Source organism: Patescibacteria group bacterium, assembly GCA_028717685.1.
GTDB lineage: Bacteria > Patescibacteriota > JAQUNI01 > JAQUNI01 > JAQUNI01 > JAQUNI01.
This window is the reverse complement of sequence record JAQUNI010000001.1, coordinates 287,173-304,199: the sequence shown is the minus strand read 5'-3', so window position 1 is coordinate 304,199 and position 17,027 is coordinate 287,173. Positions and strand designations below refer to the sequence as shown.

Here is a 17,027-nt window from a genome sequence, read left to right as displayed (position 1 = left end):
TTATCCTGAACTTTACCCCGTTAGCCCCGTTAGAAATAAATTTCTAACGGGGCTTGCTGAAGAATTAATTTTATGAAAATTAATTTAAAACGATTCTTTTTCATCCCGTTAACATTTATTTATAGATGCTGCAGCGGGATATTCCCGCCTGCCCAGCGCCCTGCATATTGCCGCGTTGCGCCTCGTAAGCCCGTGGCGAATGGGGAAGAAGGGATGACGCTTCTGGAGACTCTGATCGCGATTTTTATCATCGTTGTTGGACTTATTGGCAGTCTTTCTTTGGTCATATATTCCACTACGGCGATGCGTCAGATGAAGGAAAAAACCACTGCCTACTATTTAGCCGAAGAGGGCATAGAATTAGTGCGCGCTTCCCGCGATTCCTATTGGCTCGCAGGCGATAATCTTTTTAGCGGCAGTAATCCTATGAAAAATAACCGCAACAACAGCGCCAATGATTATTACGTAGTGGATTACACTGGTTATTTGGGGTGCAGAGGAGGGGGATGTTCTCCCTCGGCGAACAAACAGCTTTATCTAGACGCAAACGGGTTTTATACTCACGCGGCAGGAACAGCAACACAATACAGCCGTGCAATCCGTAAATATACAAGCGGCAATGCGGTTGTGATTGTGAGCGAAGTGGGTTGGAAAAACAAAATAGTCAAAGTAGAAGCGCATTTATATAATTGGCGTGATTTTTAGTTTTAGAGCAAATGGGAAACCACATGATGGGGTATCCCGCTGTGGATGAAGCAATATATGGGATCAACAAATAATACGCAAACACGCAATGTTGAAATTTTCGCGGCATCAAGAGAGAGATGCGGATTTTTGTCGCGCGCGGTTTGGTTTAAAAAACGCGGCAGGGGGTTTATCCCGTTAAAGAAAGTTCATCCCGTTAGAAATAAATTCTTAACGGGGCTAACGGGGTTTACAGTCATTGAAATGTTGGTGGCAATGGCGGTATTTGCTTTGGCGCTAGTGGCAATCTGCGGCATTTTTTTGTCCATCACAAAAGCTCAACGCAAGAATAGCATTGATCAAAAGGTGCAGTTCGAGGCATCTCATGCCCTGGAAACAATCGCCCAAACGGTAAGGCGGTATGGTATTGATTACAGTGGTTCTATCAATAACCCCGCCTCTTCCTTGGTTTTAGTGCGTCAGGACAAGGAGAGTATTACCTTTTTTAAAGGCGGCGACAATAAATTAAAAATGCAGATAGGGACGGCGGCGGCAGAGAATATTTTAAGTAATCAGGTGAAGGTGGATGATTTGAAATTCTGGATTGTGCCCGTGACTGACCCTTTTGTTTCCGGAGGAACAAATGAACAGCCGCGGGTAACAATCGTTTTGAGTTTAAGCCAGAGCAAAAATACAGCAAAGCCGGAAGAGCAGGCTTCTATTCGGGTTCAGACCACAATCACGCAGAGGATTTATAAAAGATAAATGAGGTCAGCAAGATTAAAATTAAATCACCGTGTATTTTTGAAAACATCTAGGTCCGGTGTTGCCTTGCTTTATGCCCTTCTTGTATTAGGCACTGTCTCTTTGGTTAGTTTAATAATTGCCACCCTCACCTTGAGAAATATCAAGATGGCCAGGGATGTGGGTAGCGGTATTATTGCTTATTACGCGGCGGACAGCGGCATGGAAAGAGCTCTTTATGAGATTATGGTTAATGGGAATACCAGTAATATGCCTAATACCCCCCTTCGCGAACTGACGAGCGCCAATTATAGCTACACCGTGGATGATACTTTTAATTGTAGCAATTATTATACCCAAGATAGTTTAGATATGGATGAAACCTTAGATTTTGATAATCTAGGCAATTCCACGAGAATGCATTTGTCTTGGTCGCAAAGGCTGGGTAATGCCAATGAAGAGGTGGAGGTAACGTGGTTGGGCTGGGAAGACAATTTTAGCGACTTTGGTCCTGAAAGTTTAGCTAATTATAAATTTGGGCAGGGAACGCAGACGGTTTATAAAGAGACCTTTGATTATGGGGAGTTACAGAGTGAAGGAGGAGAAATTGTGCGGCAACTTGTGAATAAACCGAATAACCTAGTGCGCGTTAAACCATTGAAGGATTTTGTTTCCGATTTTCAGATTTGTTTTGATAATGGAGTTGATATTACGGATAAAGTAAGAATTGATTCTGTAGGCATTTTTTCGTCTTATAAAAAAGCGATCGAGTCCACTTATAGCAGCACTAAGGCCGGAGTGTCGGGTTATTTTGACTATGTAATTTTTTCCGAGCAGAGCCTAAGCAAGTGAATTTCAAATTCTTGATTTTTAATTTTTAACTAATTTTTATTGTCATTGTAAATAGAAACAATAATTCAATAACACGATAAAAATTAGCTAAAAATTAAGAAATAAAAATTAAAAATTTGGACATTTAATGCTTTCCCATAAACTTTTCCTATTTTTATTTTTCTTATTGGTTATTGCTGGGTTTTGCGTTTACCAGATTTATTTTGTACAAAAACCAGAAGAGATTGTTCCATCCTTTCCTTCGGGCGATACCAGTCCAGTTGCGACAAATTTTCCGGAGCATCAAAAGATTCCAGTAGCCCCTCCCGATTATGAGGGTAGTATTGCGAAGGGGAGCGAGCAGGAAAGCGCTCCGAGCGGCGCCTCGCCATCTTCTACCAGTGAAACACTCGAGCAAGAAGCAAGTGGGTCTAGATCTTCCACCGCTGAAGCGAAGCCAAAGGTGCCGAGCGCGCCTAGTGAATTCATTATTATGCACAGCGGCTCCATTACAGAAATAGGGTCGGATTTCCTTGCCTTTGAGGAGCCGTCCGCGGAACAAGGCCAGAAAAAGCTCAAAGCGCAAATCACTGCGGATACGGAAATAAGATTGGTTACTGTGCCGCGCACCGTGGAAGCGGAAGATGGCAAGGTATTATTTCAGGTGAGCAAGATCAAAGTCAGTGAACTTGAAATCGGCGATCAAATTCTTGTTTTGGGTATGGTGAAGAGCGCTCGTGATACGGTGTTTCGGGCAATCCGAATAGATAAAAGTGATTATCGTTAATTTTCTTATGAGTTCTAAAACGATAAAAAACATCAAAATCTTAGGCGCGGTTTTTATTTTCGTCTCCGCGACGTTCTTTTTTAATCTTTTGATCGCCCAAGCCGCCACTTTTTTTAACTGTGACCCTGACGCTAACGGCAAATGCAGATGCAGCCGCCTCAGTCAGCCCATTTGCATAGGCTTTGTAAATCAGGGTTACACTTTTGAATCCAGAGCCAGCGATCCAGAAGGTGATCAGCTTTACTACACATTTTTTTGGAATGATGGCAGCAGTAATACCAGAGCGCCTAGCTCCGGTACTGTTCCTTCGGGTACGTTGCAGCAGGCAAATCATAGCTTTTCCATTAAGAATCTGTACTCTGTTTACAGCACAGCCACTGATATTAATGGGAATACTTCTAGTCCCTCATCTAACATCTCTTGCGATATTCATAATAACGCGCTTTTAACCGTTGATTTTGATAGCGGTCCCTCAAGGGTCAGCGCGGGTACTACCGCTTCCTATTCCATTAGTTATACCGTGGCTAATGACAACGCTTACGGTTTAGAAATAAAGTATACACCCGTGGGCGGGGGAGCTGTAGTTTTAGGCGCTAATCCAACTTGGAGTCGACGGGTGGGAGACACTTTTTATTGGGATTTTAATACTGTGGCGCCAGGCAGTTACAGCATTCAGTTAAGTTTAAGAATTAATAGTACGGTGCAAAATCATGTTGAGATTACCGCGGCGAATCCTGACTGTGGGAGTGGAGGGTGTCAAGATGACAAATGGGTGATTGTGGGCGAAGCTTGGTGGCAGACGATCTGGGGCGACATTCACAGCAATGGCGGCATTAACAATAGAGAGACGCGGGGAAACAATACAGCCGATTCCGTGATTACCGCCCGACAAGGCATTAATAGCAATGTTACAAGCGGCATTAACCAAATTTTCACTCCTTATCCTCCTCATAAGAATCTTGTTTTTACGGCAGTGGATAAACAATCTTTAACGGAAGGGTTAAGCCCGAATTGTTCGGATAGTTATTGGCAGGCAGTGCATATTCCGGATTCTCCCATTTTACCCCAAACCACTTCTTTATGGGGGAATGGTGACCAGCGCGACCGCAATATTCGTTACTGCGATGGCAATTTAACAATCGCGGCGAATCCCATTATTCCAAAGCCGCCCGCTATTTTGAATAGCGAGCCCCCCGCCCTCTTTTTAGCAAGAGGGGGGACGGTGGTCGTGGATGGCGATTTGTCTATTGCCAATAATGTTTATTATGATCCGAATATGGGGACGGTGGATGAACGGGCGAAAATACCGTCGGCGGGCTTTGTCATAGGCGGGGATTTAATAATTCAAGCCAATGTGAAGCATATCGTGGGTAATTTTTATGTCTGGGGCGATGTTTATACGGCTGATACCGAAGACACGGGATTGGTTATTGAGGGATCCCTCGTTGCCCGCAATGCTTTGAATTTGGAAAGAAGATATACAGACGCCGATAATACGCCTTCAGAATTAGTGAAATATGATGGCCGGGTTCTGGTGAATCCTCCGCCGGGATTTTTGGACCCCGCCACGCTTCTTCCTTCTTGGTCTGGCATTAAACCTTGATTGGATTTTACGGCATTCTTAGTCCGTAGTATAATAGAAGCAAGCCGCTAAACATAATCTAATGAAAGGGAGTTGTTAGCGTTAAAATAAAAACTAATATTTTATTAAAATTATATGTCTTCAACCTTACGCGCTCAAAATAAAAAATCCGGTCTTGCTTCCTGGATTATTCTTTTTGTAATTGGAGTTGTTATTGTGGGGGGTTTGATCTTTGTTGCCTTTTTCTGGCCTAAAGGAGAAAAAACTCCCGCAGTTTTCTCCCCGCCCCAGAATCCCTCTTTCGCCGTGAACACGGAAGAGGTATTTTATTCTTTAATGGGTAAGATTACGGAAATTCAAGATGGCGCGTTAAAGGTTCAGGCGAAAAAGGAGCAGAATTATTTTTTAGCAGAAGACACTGATTTTACAGCTGAATTGCAGGAAGACACACATTACTCCCGCCGCGTTGTTCCTTCTAATCCTGATGATCCTTTAAAAACCGAGGATATCTCTTTGTCCGATCTTAAAGTGGGGGATGAAGTGAATATTGTGGCAGGGGAAAATATCAACGGCAAAAACACTATTACCGCCGCCGCCGTGCAGGTGGTGGAGATAAAATAATTCCAAACCTTGCTCGCGCGTTGTTTCCATAGTCCGGCTTGAACGGAAAACTATGGAGTCCAGCAGTTGCACTTCTTCTCCTTGACCTGCGGGGAGTGTGAGAGGGGGTCTAATGTTTTTCCTCAAAAGGGGTAGAGGGGGTTATCCGAGCTTTTTGAAATAATAAAAAAGACCACAGTGCAAAGAACGGAAAGGCTCTTTGATTGTGGTCAGAATTCACCTTAATTTGATGGAAGACCAGGTTATAATGGTCCGATTGGGAGGCGCGGGTTGGGGGACACTACTATATTTCGTACCGAATTTTTCGCCCACCAACATTAGATCTTCTCTATTAATCACTCCATCCCAGTTCATATCCTCCGGGACCTCTGGAGATACTGGAACACCAAATTGTTTTGATATTGCCACTAAATCCAGAATATTCACGACACCATCCAGATTTATGTCGCCGGGTCTATTAATGAGTTCAACATTACTCCAATCGGTCCAACGTACCTTGCTTCCTTTGACCCATATTGTACTACCCATTGCTTTGATCTGACAGATACTGCCCAACGGTAGTTGTGCTGAGGCTGACCAAATCTTAGGGTTTTCCATTTCTATCGCCAAGGAAGGGGGATCACATTTAGGTAGTGTGGGAATTTGTCCACTTTGCCATTCAGCTAGAATTTTACCAAATCCTCCCTCGGGACGGATACAGCTAAAGGTAACTTGGTTTTCGTTTATAGATGCGATGCAATTACTTACTACAGCAATAACCTTACAGTTTAGGGCAACCTTTGCGGTGGTTATATTCGGGTTTAATTCTGATGTCGGCAACCCTACGGAGATTATGAGAAATCTAGATTGAGTAAACAAAACGGGAATTGATGTCACTATGTCTGACTGGTTTTTCGTCTGAATATATATTTCCGAGGTATCAGCATTGACCATTAATACGAATATAAAGGACACAACTAAAACAATCAAAGTTCTTTTCATTTTAAACCCTCCATGGTATCTAAGAGTCACAAAATTCTTGCTAATCATCCTTTAATCAAAACATTTCAGAGACGATTTTAGAAGCAATCACTAAATTTAGTATAAATTAATTCTTTAATTATGTCAAGCTTTTATGAAACATAAAAATCAAAAAATAGCAAAATTATCTAATTCATGGCTATCCGTAAAATTTTTTCAAATTATTTCTCCTTTATTTATTACAATAATTTTTTTCAGTTTCCTATATTCTGAAGCTAAAGCTGTAACACCATGCGAACAAAGCTGTGGTATTGTGGATGATAATTTTAAGTGGGGATCTAATAATAAGTGGATAGATTATAGTTGTCCAAGTGGTTGGTTTTATGGATTCAATTATCAAGAGCTAAGTGGTTGGTGCACGACTGGTTCGATAAGGTCTTGCCACGATATTACACCCGATTTATGTGTATATTGTAATATAGAGGAGACACATAGGTGTGATATAGGGGGGTATGGAACACCTTCTTATACTTTTATAGGGCATACGGATAGTTGGGAGGGCAGCGGATGTCCTAGTGGGGAAAAATGTCAATGCAATAAAGATTCATATGGAAGTAAATGTTCTTCAACTCCCTCCTGCAAATCCCTTGGTGAATCGTGTAGTACAGCCACAGAGTGTTGCGGTGGATCCTTTTGCGAAGGGAGGCAATGCCGCGCCTGTAATGTGGATTTTTGCTCTTATAGGGGTGCTACCAGCCAAGCAACAAGCGCTTCCTGCAGAGTAGGGAATGATGTTTGCCCAAATTTGTTGTCCGCCGTCGGAATTCCTGAAAGCGCCTGCGCCTCCGGAACCTGCGATTGCTGCGGTCCTTGTTTAGAGGATGGCGTCTCAGGCTGTATTTCTGCCGGAGATTGTTGCAATCACAATTGTGTCGGGGGAGTCTGTCAAAGTCCTCCTTGCGCCCCTTCCTGCCCTGATCCTTCCACTTATTGCGCTAACCAACATCCGAGTAATGGCTGTGGCGGGAGTTGTTCCACGCCGGGAACCAAACAGCCCTCTTGTCCCGCCCCTTCCACATATTGTCTAGGTCAGGAGCCAGATAATGGTTGTGGTCAGAAATGTCCTGCCGGCACGAAAACTCCTAATTGTTCTTGCGCGGCGAACACATGCACTGGTTCCACTTGTTCTAATGGCTGCGGCGGCACTTGCGCGGGCACAAAAGATTGCACTAATTATCCTACCTGCTCCTTGCGCAATTTAAGCTGTCCGACTAGCGCTAATGTCGGTTCCAATTTTAATGTTTCTTATGAATATTTCAACACCGGACCTAGCTCTCCTTATGAGGTCAGGATGGGGCTTACTAATATTCAACCTGCCGCGGGATGTACATCTGGCTCGGGGGATGTGCTCTGGTGTCAATCTTCTAACATTAATGGTCAGGGATCTTGGAGCAGTGAATCGCGAACCGTGAAATGTCCTGTTACTGCTGGAAATTTAAAGATTACTGCCGGTTGCTTTGCCGACACCGGTAGTTTTACCTGTCCCGCTAATACATATTCAGGTGGTAATATTAATGAAAAACAAGAATGCACAGTGAATTGTGTTGCCCCTGCCACTTGCACTCCTGACACGAGCCAGGCTTGCTGCACAGGAGCAACCAATCTATGGGACAACACGGCAACTAACCCGAATAAAGCCACAGCCACCGGAGTTTGGCTTCTCTCTTCTCAATTTCCAGAGTCTGCCCCGCCCAATAACCAAGCTCAATGTTGCAGCGACGATGCCAGCGAAGTGTATATTAGTCCCACCAATGCTCGCGCTTGCGACGGCACGGCGGCTTGTTGCAATGCCAACGACTATGTAATGAATGGGCAGTGCTATACCGCTTTCTCTCTTCCCAGCCCTGCCAATGTGCATTCTACGGCTCAAACCACCATCTCTATCACTTGGGCTTGGAATGCGGTTTCTGGCGCCACTTATTATTTAGCGCATCTCAATAACAATACGCCGGTCAATGTCGGCAATGTGACCACTCGTTTACAATCCGGTCTTACTCCTAATACCAGCTATTGGCTTGAAGTGGCGGCGTGCAATCTTTGCGGTTGCTCCGCCTATTCTCCTCGTGTCACGGTTAATACTCTAAGTGGTAACCAGCCTCCCGGACAACCTACTCTGGAACCGGTGCCATAATATTCCATCGTTGGCTCCATAGTCCCCGAGCGAAGCGAGGGGCTGTGGAGCCAAAATACAGGCCGTTATTTTTAATCTCTTCAGATCTTCTAGTTCTGAAGAAGTCTGAACGACTTTAACGCCTCCATCTTGTATATTCTGGCTCTACTATCACTAGCCTCGTAGACTATGGAGCCAGCTAATAAAATACCTTTTTTATATATAGGATACGTATTTATTTTATGGGGAAAAAGACTTTGATAATTATTATTATCGCGGCAGTGGTTCTGGCAGGGGCTGTTTTGGTGTATTGGATATTCTTTGTCATTCCTTCTAAAATATCACCCGGTAACACTAATCAGCCAGCGCCATTATCTACGACTGGCAAAGAACAAGCCGATGTCAAACACTTTGAATATGAGCCCGGCGCTGCCACGGTATTAAATGGCACGGTTGAAAGTATTGATACGTCAGCTCAGACGTTGATGATTAAATCTTATAATAAAGAGCTTAATCCAGTTCTTAAAGGCAAGATCTTTGCGGTGGTAATTGCGGATAAAACGCTAATGAAACAGTTGAGTGGTGCCTATTCAATTATTAAAAAAAACGATCAAACCGAAATAGTTAGTCTTGGTTCGGGTACTTCCACACAAAGTCAAGCAGATTCTTGGCCTGTTTTAATTTTTACTGATTTTGAAATTGGCGATACGGTTATTGTTTTGAGCGAGCAGGGCATTTCTGACCAGAATTCTTTCGTGGCTAAAGCTGTTTATAAAAAATAATTTTTATGATCCATCAAGGTAAATACGTTGTTATTTTGATTGCTATTTTTTTTGGTATTCTTATTTTCGGCACTCATACAGCTAATGCCGCCTATTCCTACACATGTCATACTGCTTGTTATCAAGGATGGATTTGTATATATTGTGCTGATGGGAGCTGGTCAATATGTAGCTCAACTTTTATTGATTCTACGTGCACAGGAAGCAACCCAGGTAATTATGTCGGTTGCGCTACGCCGTCTTTGACTTGCTCTAATGGCAGCGTCCTAACTGCAAGACTTGATTATTTCAGCCGTTACGGGCAGGACACCTCTTGTGGCGGGTATTGCCAAACTTACGGCCAGACATTTAATACTGGGAGTTGTAGTGATGGTTGCATACATAGTTCTGAGTGCGCCTTATACACTTGTCCCGGTTCTACTTGTTCTGATAGTTGTGGTGCCACCTATTACGTGGGTTGCAAAATTACAGATTGTTCTTGTGCTGCTTCCACCTGTGTCGGTTCTGTTTGTTATAATAGTTGTGGCGGTACTTGCGCAGGTACTAAGTCGCCGAGTTGTTCTTGTGCTGCCAATACTTGCGTTGGCTCTACTTGTTCTAATGGCTGTGGCGGCACCTGCGCGGGCACCAAGGCTCCGAGCTGTGCTTGCGCGGCTAATACTTGTACTGGTTCTACTTGCTCTAATGGCTGTGGCGGCACCTGCGCGGGCACAAAATCTTGCCTTACCTTAACTGCTGCTTTGTCTGCCAGTCCGGCTAGCATTACTACTGGTCAAGTATCTAATCTCACTACCACGGTCGGCGGCACAGCCACAGGCGCTATTACTTATTCTGGTCAGAGCTGCGGTACTGGTGGCACGATTTCCAACATTAATTATACCAATGGCAGTTTTAGCTGCACCTATTCTACACCAGGCTATAAATATCCCAGTATTACGGTAACGCGAGCTGGGTTAACTACAACAGCGTCATCTAGCATCACAGTCACGGGCACACTAACTGCCACTTTGACAGCTAGTCCAGCTAGTGTTATCACTGGCCAAGCTTCTGATCTTACCACCGCGGTCGGCGGCACAATCACAGGCACTATCACTTATTCGGCTCGGAGTTGCGGCGCTGATGGCACTATTTCCAATATTAGTGGTGGCTCTTTTAGATGCAGGTATTCTACGCCTGGGACTAAAACTGCCAGCATTACTGTAACGCGTGGCGGGTTAACCACCACCGCAACAACTAATATCACTGTCACCTGTCCCTCTCTCCCTGCTCCTCTAAACGCGCGTTCTACGGCTCAAACCACTACCTCTATCACTTGGGCTTGGAATGCGGTTTCTGGCGCCACTTATTATTTAGCGCATCTCAATAACAATACGCCGGTCAATGTCGGCAATGTGACCACCCGTTTGCAATCTGGTCTTACTCCTAGTACCAGCTATTGGCTTGAAGTGGCGGCGTGCGATCTCTGCAGTTGCTCCGCCTATTCTCCCCGTATCACCGCTAAAACTTTAAATGCTAACCAGCCTCCCTGGCAACCCACTCTGGATCCAGTGCCGTAATATTTTTTGAAACTTAAAATTTAAAAAGCCAAAACTCGCTCCTTTCAAAAGAGCGGGTTTTTTTGTATAATGATAATAATGTAAAATTCAAAATTACAAATGCAAAATTGCAATTCAAAATTTAAAAATGATCTGAAGTTAAGAGCTTATAAATTCTCCCTCAATATTATAAAGCTAATTAATGGCACATCTTCTTCCGGGGTTTGTAAAATTATTAATCACCAGCTTCTAAGATCAGCAACCTCTATAGGAGCCAATATTATTGAGGCCCAGGCGGCATCTTCTAAAAACGATTTTAAAAATTTTATGAATCATAGTTTAAAATCTGCTAATGAAACAAAGTATTGGCTGTGCTTAGTTAGAGATAGTAAGATGATCAAGCTAGAATTGGTTGACCCTTTATTGCGAGAGGCAATTGAACTCTCCAAAATTTTAGGTGCTTCTATGCTTAGGCTAAAAGGTAGAAAGTAATTTTGAATTTTAAATTGCAATTTTAAATTTTTCACTTTAAATTTGTAATTTTATGAACAAAGATGGTGCCCAAAAAAGAATAGAAAAACTCCGCCAAGAGATTAAACGCTATCGCTACAGTTACCATGTTTTAGATAAAAGCGAGATTTCTGACGCCGCCAATGATTCGTTGAAACACGAACTGGAAGTTTTAGAGCGGCAATATCCTGAACTTGTTACTTCGGATTCTCCTACCCAAAGGATAGGCGGCGCGCCCCTGAAAGAATTTAAAAAAGTAAAACACGCTGTGCGGCAGTGGTCTTTTCATGACGCCTTTTCAGGGGAAGAGATGCGGGATTGGGAAGAGCGGCTTAAGAAGATTTTAGCGAAACAAGGGAAGAATTTGGATTTAGATTATATTTGTGAGCTCAAGATTGACGGACTGCACGTTGTGTTGACCTATCGGAAGGGGATTTTTGTCCGCGCCGCGACGCGCGGCGACGGGAGAGTGGGCGAAGATGTTACTCTCAACGTGAAAACGATTGAAGCTGTGCCTTTACGTTTGGAGGAGCCCGTGGATATTATTTGTGAAGGCGAGGTTTTTATGAGTAAAGAAGTTTTTAACGCGTTAAACAAAAAGCTTAAAAAAGAAAAAAAGCCGCTTCTGGCGAATCCCCGTAATGCCGCCGCGGGCGGGATTAGACAACTTGACCCCAAGATTGCTTCGGAACGCAGGCTGGATATGTATGTTTATAAAATTGATGCCGCTTCTTTTCCTTTATCTCCTAACCAGATGGGGGAACTTAAAAAACTGCAAGAGCTGGGTTTGAAGGTGAATAAAAATTATGTCCATTGCCGCAATCTGGATGAGGTATTCCGCTATTACAAAGGTTGGCAAAAAAAGCGCGATTCCCAAAATTTTTGGTTTGACGGTATTGTGGTGAAGGTGAACGAGCACGCGAAACAAGAAATGCTGGGTTATGTCGGCAAAGGACCGCGCTTTGTGATTGCCTATAAGTTTGCCGCGGAAGAGGCGACGACGCGTGTTTTAGATATTAAAGTCCAAATTGGCCGCACAGGGACTTTAACGCCCGTGGCAATTTTAGAGCCAGTGCGGGTGGCGGGGAGCACTGTTTCCCGCGCGACTTTGCACAATGAGGATGAAATTCATCGTTTGGGACTTAAGATCGGCGACACCGTGATCCTGCACAAAGCAGGCGATGTGATTCCGGAGGTCGTTAAGGTTTTACCGCATTTGAGGAGCGGTGCGGAAAAAGAATTTAAGATGCCGAAACATTGCGTGATCTGCGGGACGAGGGTGGTGAAGCCCGAAGGCGAAGTCGCTTACCGCTGCCCGAATAAATCTTGTTTTGCCCAAGAGCGGGAAAAGCTGATCCATTTCGCCGGCAAGAAGGGTTTTGATATCAAGGGTCTTGGTGAAAAAATTATTGAGAAATTGATGGAAGAGGGTTTAATTGTTAACCCCCAAGATATTTTTGCGCTTAAGCTAGGCGACCTTGAGCCGTTGGAGCGTTTTGCGGAGAAGTCAGCGGGAAATTTAGTCATAGCGATAAGCCGCGCCAAAAAAATTAATTTTTCCCGCTTTTTATTCGCCTTGGGTATTCGCTATGTGGGCGAGGAAACCGCTTCGCTCATTTCTTCTTATTTGGCTTCCAAGATGGGCAAGATAAATATTCCGGGTTTAATTAAAGCCATTTCCAAAATACAAGCTTCGGATTGGCAGAATATTGAAGGAGTGGGAGAAAAAGTGGGGGAGAGTCTTAATCAATATTTTAAAACGAATAACAATCTTAAGTTATTAAACGATTTGGATCGCGCCGGCGTTGAGCTTCTCTATGAGAAAACAAAAAAACCCCAGAAATTTCACGGGCTTACCTTTGTTTTAACCGGCGCGCTCCAAAATTTCAGCCGCGAGGAAGCGAAGGCAAAGATTGAAGAGCTGGGGGGTAATGTTTCCTCCAGCGTTTCTAGTAAGACAGATTATGCGGTGGCGGGCGAGAATCCAGGCAGTAAATACGCTCGCGCCAAGGCGCTTGGCGTAAAGATTATTACGGAGAAAGAGTTTGCGGAATTGTTGAAATGAAAAACCCATGGGTACAAACAGATTTCTATCAATAGTTATTTTATTATGTTAGAATGAATTTAGTTTTAAAACACTTATGAAATTAACTAAACAACAAACAGAACATATTGCCCATTTAGCGCGGCTTGGGATATCTCCTGAAGAGAAAGAAAAATTCGCGAGCGAATTATCTTCCATTCTTAATTATGTAAATGAACTCAATAAGGTAGATACGGAAAATGTGGAACCGACAAGCCAAGTGACTGGTTTTGCCAATGTGATGCGCAAAGACGAAGTAGAGAAATTCGGTCAGGAAAAAGAGCTTATAGAGATGGCACCAGAGCATCAGGGGGGATGTGTGAAGACAAAGCCAATCCTCTAATTTTCCCCCTGACAAGGGGGAATTAAAGGGGGTTAATAATCCCTTCTACCCTCCCCTTATCAGGGGAGGAACTAAAATAAATGAATCTCAACGAGCTCACAATTCAAGAAGCGCACGACAAACTCCAGAGCGGAGATATTTTTGCGACAGAGTTAAGCCAGGTTTGTTTGCGGCGCATTGAACAAGTAGACCCGCAAATCAATGCTTTTTTAAGAGTGACTGGAGAGCAAGCGCTCGCTGCCGCGGAAAAAGTAGATGAGAAAATTAGAAGGGGTAAGAAACTTGGTCCCTTGGAAGGGATTCCCGTGGCTCTTAAAGATAACCTTAGTGCAAAAGGCGTTATTACGAGTTCGGCTTCGCGGACGCTCCAAAATTATGTTCCGCCTTATGATGCCACTGTGGTTCAAAAATTAAAAAAAGCAGGGGCAATCATGCTCGGCAAAACCAATATGGATGAATTCGCGATGGGTTCTTCCACGGAAAATTCCGCTTTTCAGATAACGCATAATCCGTGGAATTTGGGGTGCGTCCCGGGTGGATCTTCCGGCGGTTCTGCAGCCGCGGTGGCTTCAGATGAATGTATTTATGCTTTAGGTTCGGATACCGGTGGTTCTGTCCGCCAGCCTGCGGCTTTGTGCGGGGTGGTGGGCTTAAAACCGACTTATGGTCGGGTCTCCAGATATGGTTTGCATGCTATGGCTTCTTCTTTAGACCAGATTGGACCGTTTGCGAAAACCGTGGAAGATTGCGCTTATGTTTTAAATATAATTTCCGGCCATGATTCTCGCGATTCAACAAGCGGCACTAATGCTATGCCGGATTACACGGAAACATTGACTCGCGGTCTTCATAATTTGAAAATCGGCGTGCCGCAAGAATATGCGGGGGAAGGTATGGAAGAGGGAGTGGCGGAACAAATAAATAACGCGGTAGAACAACTCAAAGAGCTGGGGGCGAAAGTGAGGAAAGTAAGCTTGCCCCATACTAAGTACGCCTTGGCGGTTTACTATATTTTAATGCCTGCGGAGGTTTCGGCGAATTTAGCGCGTTTTGATGGTATTCGTTATGGCTACGCCGCTAAAGAGGCGAAAAATCTGGAGGAGCATTATTTCAATTCGCGTGCCGAGAGTTTTGGATCTGAAGTGCGCCGCCGGATTATGCTCGGCGCTTATGTTTTGTCCGCGGGCTATTATGACGCTTATTACAAAAAAGCGCAGCAGGTGCGGACGCTGGTTATCAATGATTTTAAGCAGGTGTTTCGCAAAGTGGACGCGCTGGTTACTCCCGTTTCTCCGACCCCTGCTTTCAAGATTGGCGAAAAAGCGTCAGACCCGCTTTCTATGTATTTGTCTGATGTGTTCACTGTGCCTGTGAATATCGCAGGCGTGCCGGCGATTTCCATTCCTTGCGGCTTTTCTCATAATTTGCCCGTGGGTTTGCAGATTATCGGTCCGTGGTGGGGTGAGGAGCAGGTTTTGCAGGTAGCCTATCAGTATGAGCAGGCGACAGATTGGCATAAAAAGAAACCGAATATTTAAACTAATTTTAAATTCTAAATTTTTTAATTTTAAAATTTCCTCTCTTTTTATTTATTTTAAAATTAGGATTTTAAAATTGATTTAAAATTTAGAAATTAAAATTTAAAATTCCGATGGGGACTTTTCTTTTTTGTTAATCTATGTTATATTTGTAAGTAATGCTTTGTTTAAAATAAGATGTTGAATTATCGCGGGATAGAGCAGTGGTAGCTCGCGAGGCCCATAACCTCGAGGTCGGGGGTTCGAATCCCCCTCCCGCAACAAGGTAAATGTTAGTTGGCAATACAGAATTGCTTTGAGTAATTTAGGAAGATTTTTCTAAATTTTTTGTTATTATTATTTCGTTGCTTCATTATTGTTGTATTTGTCTTAATTAACAATAGAACAATTAAACAATAGAACAATGAAATTGGGGCGGTGTAGCTCAGTGGTTAGAGCAGTTGGATCATAACCAACGTGTCGGGGGTTCAAATCCCTCCACCGCTACAAATTTTCAAATTCTATTTTTGAAGCGGTAGCCCAAGCTCGGTTGGAAATACGTCTGCCTGTCACGCAGAAGATTACATGCCCGCCCTGCCCCAAATTTATTCCCTCTCAATATTTTTCAATATTTTCATCTTAATAAAATGCGATATGGTCGTGTAGTGTAGTGGTTAACACGCCTCCCTGTCACGGAGGAAATCGCGGGTTCGACTCCCGTCGCGACCGCCATCCTTCGCTCGCGAGCTTTGGAATGGCTTTACCAAGTAGACGTAGTCTTGAGGGTGAAGCAGGTATTCCGAAGCCGCAGGCGTAGGGTACCCGTCGCGACCGCCAAAATATCAGATTCTTATTCAAGCTGAATTTTATGAAAAACTCTTCTGAAGCTAGTGAGATACCACAAAACGCGGTTGAAAAGCGAGAGCAAGAAAAACAGAAGATGGAGATAGTGGTTATGCTTGGAGCAAGTCTCCGTGAGACCCCTAATGCGCAATTTGAGCATTTTCCGCTTCATCTTGACACAATCAAGAAGGATATGCCCATTGGACGCGATGGAAAACCGAAAGAAGTTAGCGGCGGCGACTCTCGTTTGCGGGCGTTGCAGGAATATCAGGAGAAGTATCCAAATATACATATCTTCACTACAGGCGGAACCGAAAAGATAAAAAGAGAGGATGGTTCCGCAAAAGAAATATCTCGTGCGGATGCTGCTCGCGAGAAATTGTTGAAAAAGTATCATTTTTCGGAAAACATCGTAACAGCGCTCCCATCGGGTGGGTCTACGCAAGGAAACGCAAAAGCCCTCGCTTCATGGGTTAATGAGCATAGAGAAATAGTTGGTAAATTGGAAAAAATACATATTCTCACAAATGAGTTTCATATGACTCGCGCGTGGATTATGTTCGTGCATGCTTTATACAGCATAGAACACGATGGCGCGAATCTCATTAATATCATAACAGAAGAGGATAAGAAAAATATAAAAGACATTCTCCATAACACTCTGGAAGATAAGGACAATGGAGATCATCAAGCTTTAGAGAAAATACGAAAAATTTACGCGGAGTATATTAAAGATCTTCCAGTAGAGGTGGAACCGATTATTGTGGAGGATGTATTGGCGGCATCCGGCAAGAAAGGGAAACAAGAATATGCCAGACTGATAAAGTATGACTCTCTGGTGCAAAAGGCTCGTGTCAATGAGCGTAAAGGCATCGGTGACCTATTGGATGGGACGTATGTTGTGAAATAGGATATAATGGATTGGAGAATTCGGACAGGTATAACCTATAATTACATCGCCTTCGGCGTGACACAGTCCACTCAAAAAATGGCTTTTTGTAAGCCGTTTTTTGTCGGCTTTTTGACCTGGCGCGG

15 protein-coding genes and 3 tRNA genes are annotated in these 17,027 nt (G+C 43.8%); 17 read left to right on the top strand and 1 reads right to left on the bottom strand.

Features of this window, described 5'->3' with window-relative positions; translation table 11 throughout:
• Positions 1 to 72: 72 nt before the first annotated feature.
• The 6 genes from PHW01_01580 to PHW01_01555 all read left to right on the top strand — a co-directional run bounded on the left by PHW01_01580 (position 73) and on the right by PHW01_01555 (position 5,249).
• Positions 73 to 705, top strand: a complete 633-nt coding sequence (locus tag PHW01_01580) for a hypothetical protein (GenBank protein MDD5626690.1) — start codon at positions 73 to 75, stop codon at positions 703 to 705.
• 57 nt (positions 706 to 762) lie between these two features.
• The gene (locus PHW01_01575) at positions 763 to 1,449 is read left to right on the top strand and encodes a prepilin-type N-terminal cleavage/methylation domain-containing protein (GenBank protein MDD5626689.1); all 687 of its coding nucleotides are present in this window, start codon (positions 763 to 765) and stop codon (positions 1,447 to 1,449) included.
• On the top strand, positions 1,450 to 2,280 hold the full coding sequence (locus PHW01_01570) for a hypothetical protein (GenBank protein MDD5626688.1): 831 nt from the start codon (positions 1,450 to 1,452) through the stop codon (positions 2,278 to 2,280).
• Between the two features lie 127 nt (positions 2,281 to 2,407).
• On the top strand, positions 2,408 to 3,046 hold the full coding sequence (locus PHW01_01565; protein ID MDD5626687.1) for a hypothetical protein: 639 nt from the start codon (positions 2,408 to 2,410) through the stop codon (positions 3,044 to 3,046).
• Between the two features lie 7 nt (positions 3,047 to 3,053).
• Positions 3,054 to 4,649: a hypothetical protein gene (locus PHW01_01560; GenBank protein MDD5626686.1), complete on the top strand. Its 1,596-nt coding sequence runs from the start codon at positions 3,054 to 3,056 to the stop codon at positions 4,647 to 4,649.
• A 114-nt stretch (positions 4,650 to 4,763) separates the two neighbouring features.
• Positions 4,764 to 5,249 (top strand): hypothetical protein, encoded by a 486-nt coding sequence (locus tag PHW01_01555; GenBank protein ID MDD5626685.1) that lies wholly within the window; start codon positions 4,764 to 4,766, stop codon positions 5,247 to 5,249.
• A 216-nt stretch (positions 5,250 to 5,465) separates the two neighbouring features.
• On the opposite strand, the gene PHW01_01550 is transcribed toward PHW01_01555, so the two are convergent.
• Entirely contained in the window at positions 5,466 to 6,230 is a 765-nt protein-coding gene (locus PHW01_01550; protein ID MDD5626684.1) for a dockerin type I domain-containing protein, read from the bottom strand.
• Between the two features lie 703 nt (positions 6,231 to 6,933).
• On the opposite strand from PHW01_01550, the gene PHW01_01545 reads away from it, so the two are divergent.
• The 11 genes from PHW01_01545 to PHW01_01495 all read left to right on the top strand — a co-directional run bounded on the left by PHW01_01545 (position 6,934) and on the right by PHW01_01495 (position 16,902).
• Entirely contained in the window at positions 6,934 to 8,400 is a 1,467-nt protein-coding gene (locus tag PHW01_01545) for a fibronectin type III domain-containing protein (protein ID MDD5626683.1), read from the top strand.
• A gap of 221 nt (positions 8,401 to 8,621) precedes the next feature.
• The gene (locus tag PHW01_01540) at positions 8,622 to 9,161 is read left to right on the top strand and encodes a hypothetical protein (protein ID MDD5626682.1); all 540 of its coding nucleotides are present in this window, start codon (positions 8,622 to 8,624) and stop codon (positions 9,159 to 9,161) included.
• A gap of 5 nt (positions 9,162 to 9,166) precedes the next feature.
• The gene (locus tag PHW01_01535; GenBank protein MDD5626681.1) at positions 9,167 to 10,717 is read left to right on the top strand and encodes a hypothetical protein; all 1,551 of its coding nucleotides are present in this window, start codon (positions 9,167 to 9,169) and stop codon (positions 10,715 to 10,717) included.
• A gap of 99 nt (positions 10,718 to 10,816) precedes the next feature.
• Positions 10,817 to 11,188, top strand: a complete 372-nt coding sequence (locus tag PHW01_01530; GenBank protein ID MDD5626680.1) for a four helix bundle protein — start codon at positions 10,817 to 10,819, stop codon at positions 11,186 to 11,188.
• A 52-nt stretch (positions 11,189 to 11,240) separates the two neighbouring features.
• A complete protein-coding gene (gene ligA / locus PHW01_01525; protein ID MDD5626679.1) occupies positions 11,241 to 13,271 on the top strand; it encodes an NAD-dependent DNA ligase LigA in 2,031 nt (676 codons plus the stop codon).
• Between the two features lie 76 nt (positions 13,272 to 13,347).
• Entirely contained in the window at positions 13,348 to 13,632 is a 285-nt protein-coding gene (gene gatC, locus PHW01_01520; protein MDD5626678.1) for an Asp-tRNA(Asn)/Glu-tRNA(Gln) amidotransferase subunit GatC, read from the top strand.
• A gap of 80 nt (positions 13,633 to 13,712) precedes the next feature.
• Entirely contained in the window at positions 13,713 to 15,170 is a 1,458-nt protein-coding gene (gatA, locus tag PHW01_01515) for an Asp-tRNA(Asn)/Glu-tRNA(Gln) amidotransferase subunit GatA (protein MDD5626677.1), read from the top strand.
• A 189-nt stretch (positions 15,171 to 15,359) separates the two neighbouring features.
• Positions 15,360 to 15,431 (top strand) — tRNA-Met (locus PHW01_01510).
• A gap of 152 nt (positions 15,432 to 15,583) precedes the next feature.
• Positions 15,584 to 15,656 (top strand) — tRNA-Met (locus PHW01_01505).
• Positions 15,657 to 15,805: 149 nt separating this feature from the next.
• Positions 15,806 to 15,881: transfer RNA gene (locus PHW01_01500), tRNA-Asp, on the top strand.
• A 136-nt stretch (positions 15,882 to 16,017) separates the two neighbouring features.
• Positions 16,018 to 16,902, top strand: coding sequence for an ElyC/SanA/YdcF family protein (locus tag PHW01_01495; GenBank protein ID MDD5626676.1), 885 nt, complete (start codon positions 16,018 to 16,020; stop codon positions 16,900 to 16,902).
• Positions 16,903 to 17,027 lie beyond the last annotated feature (125 nt).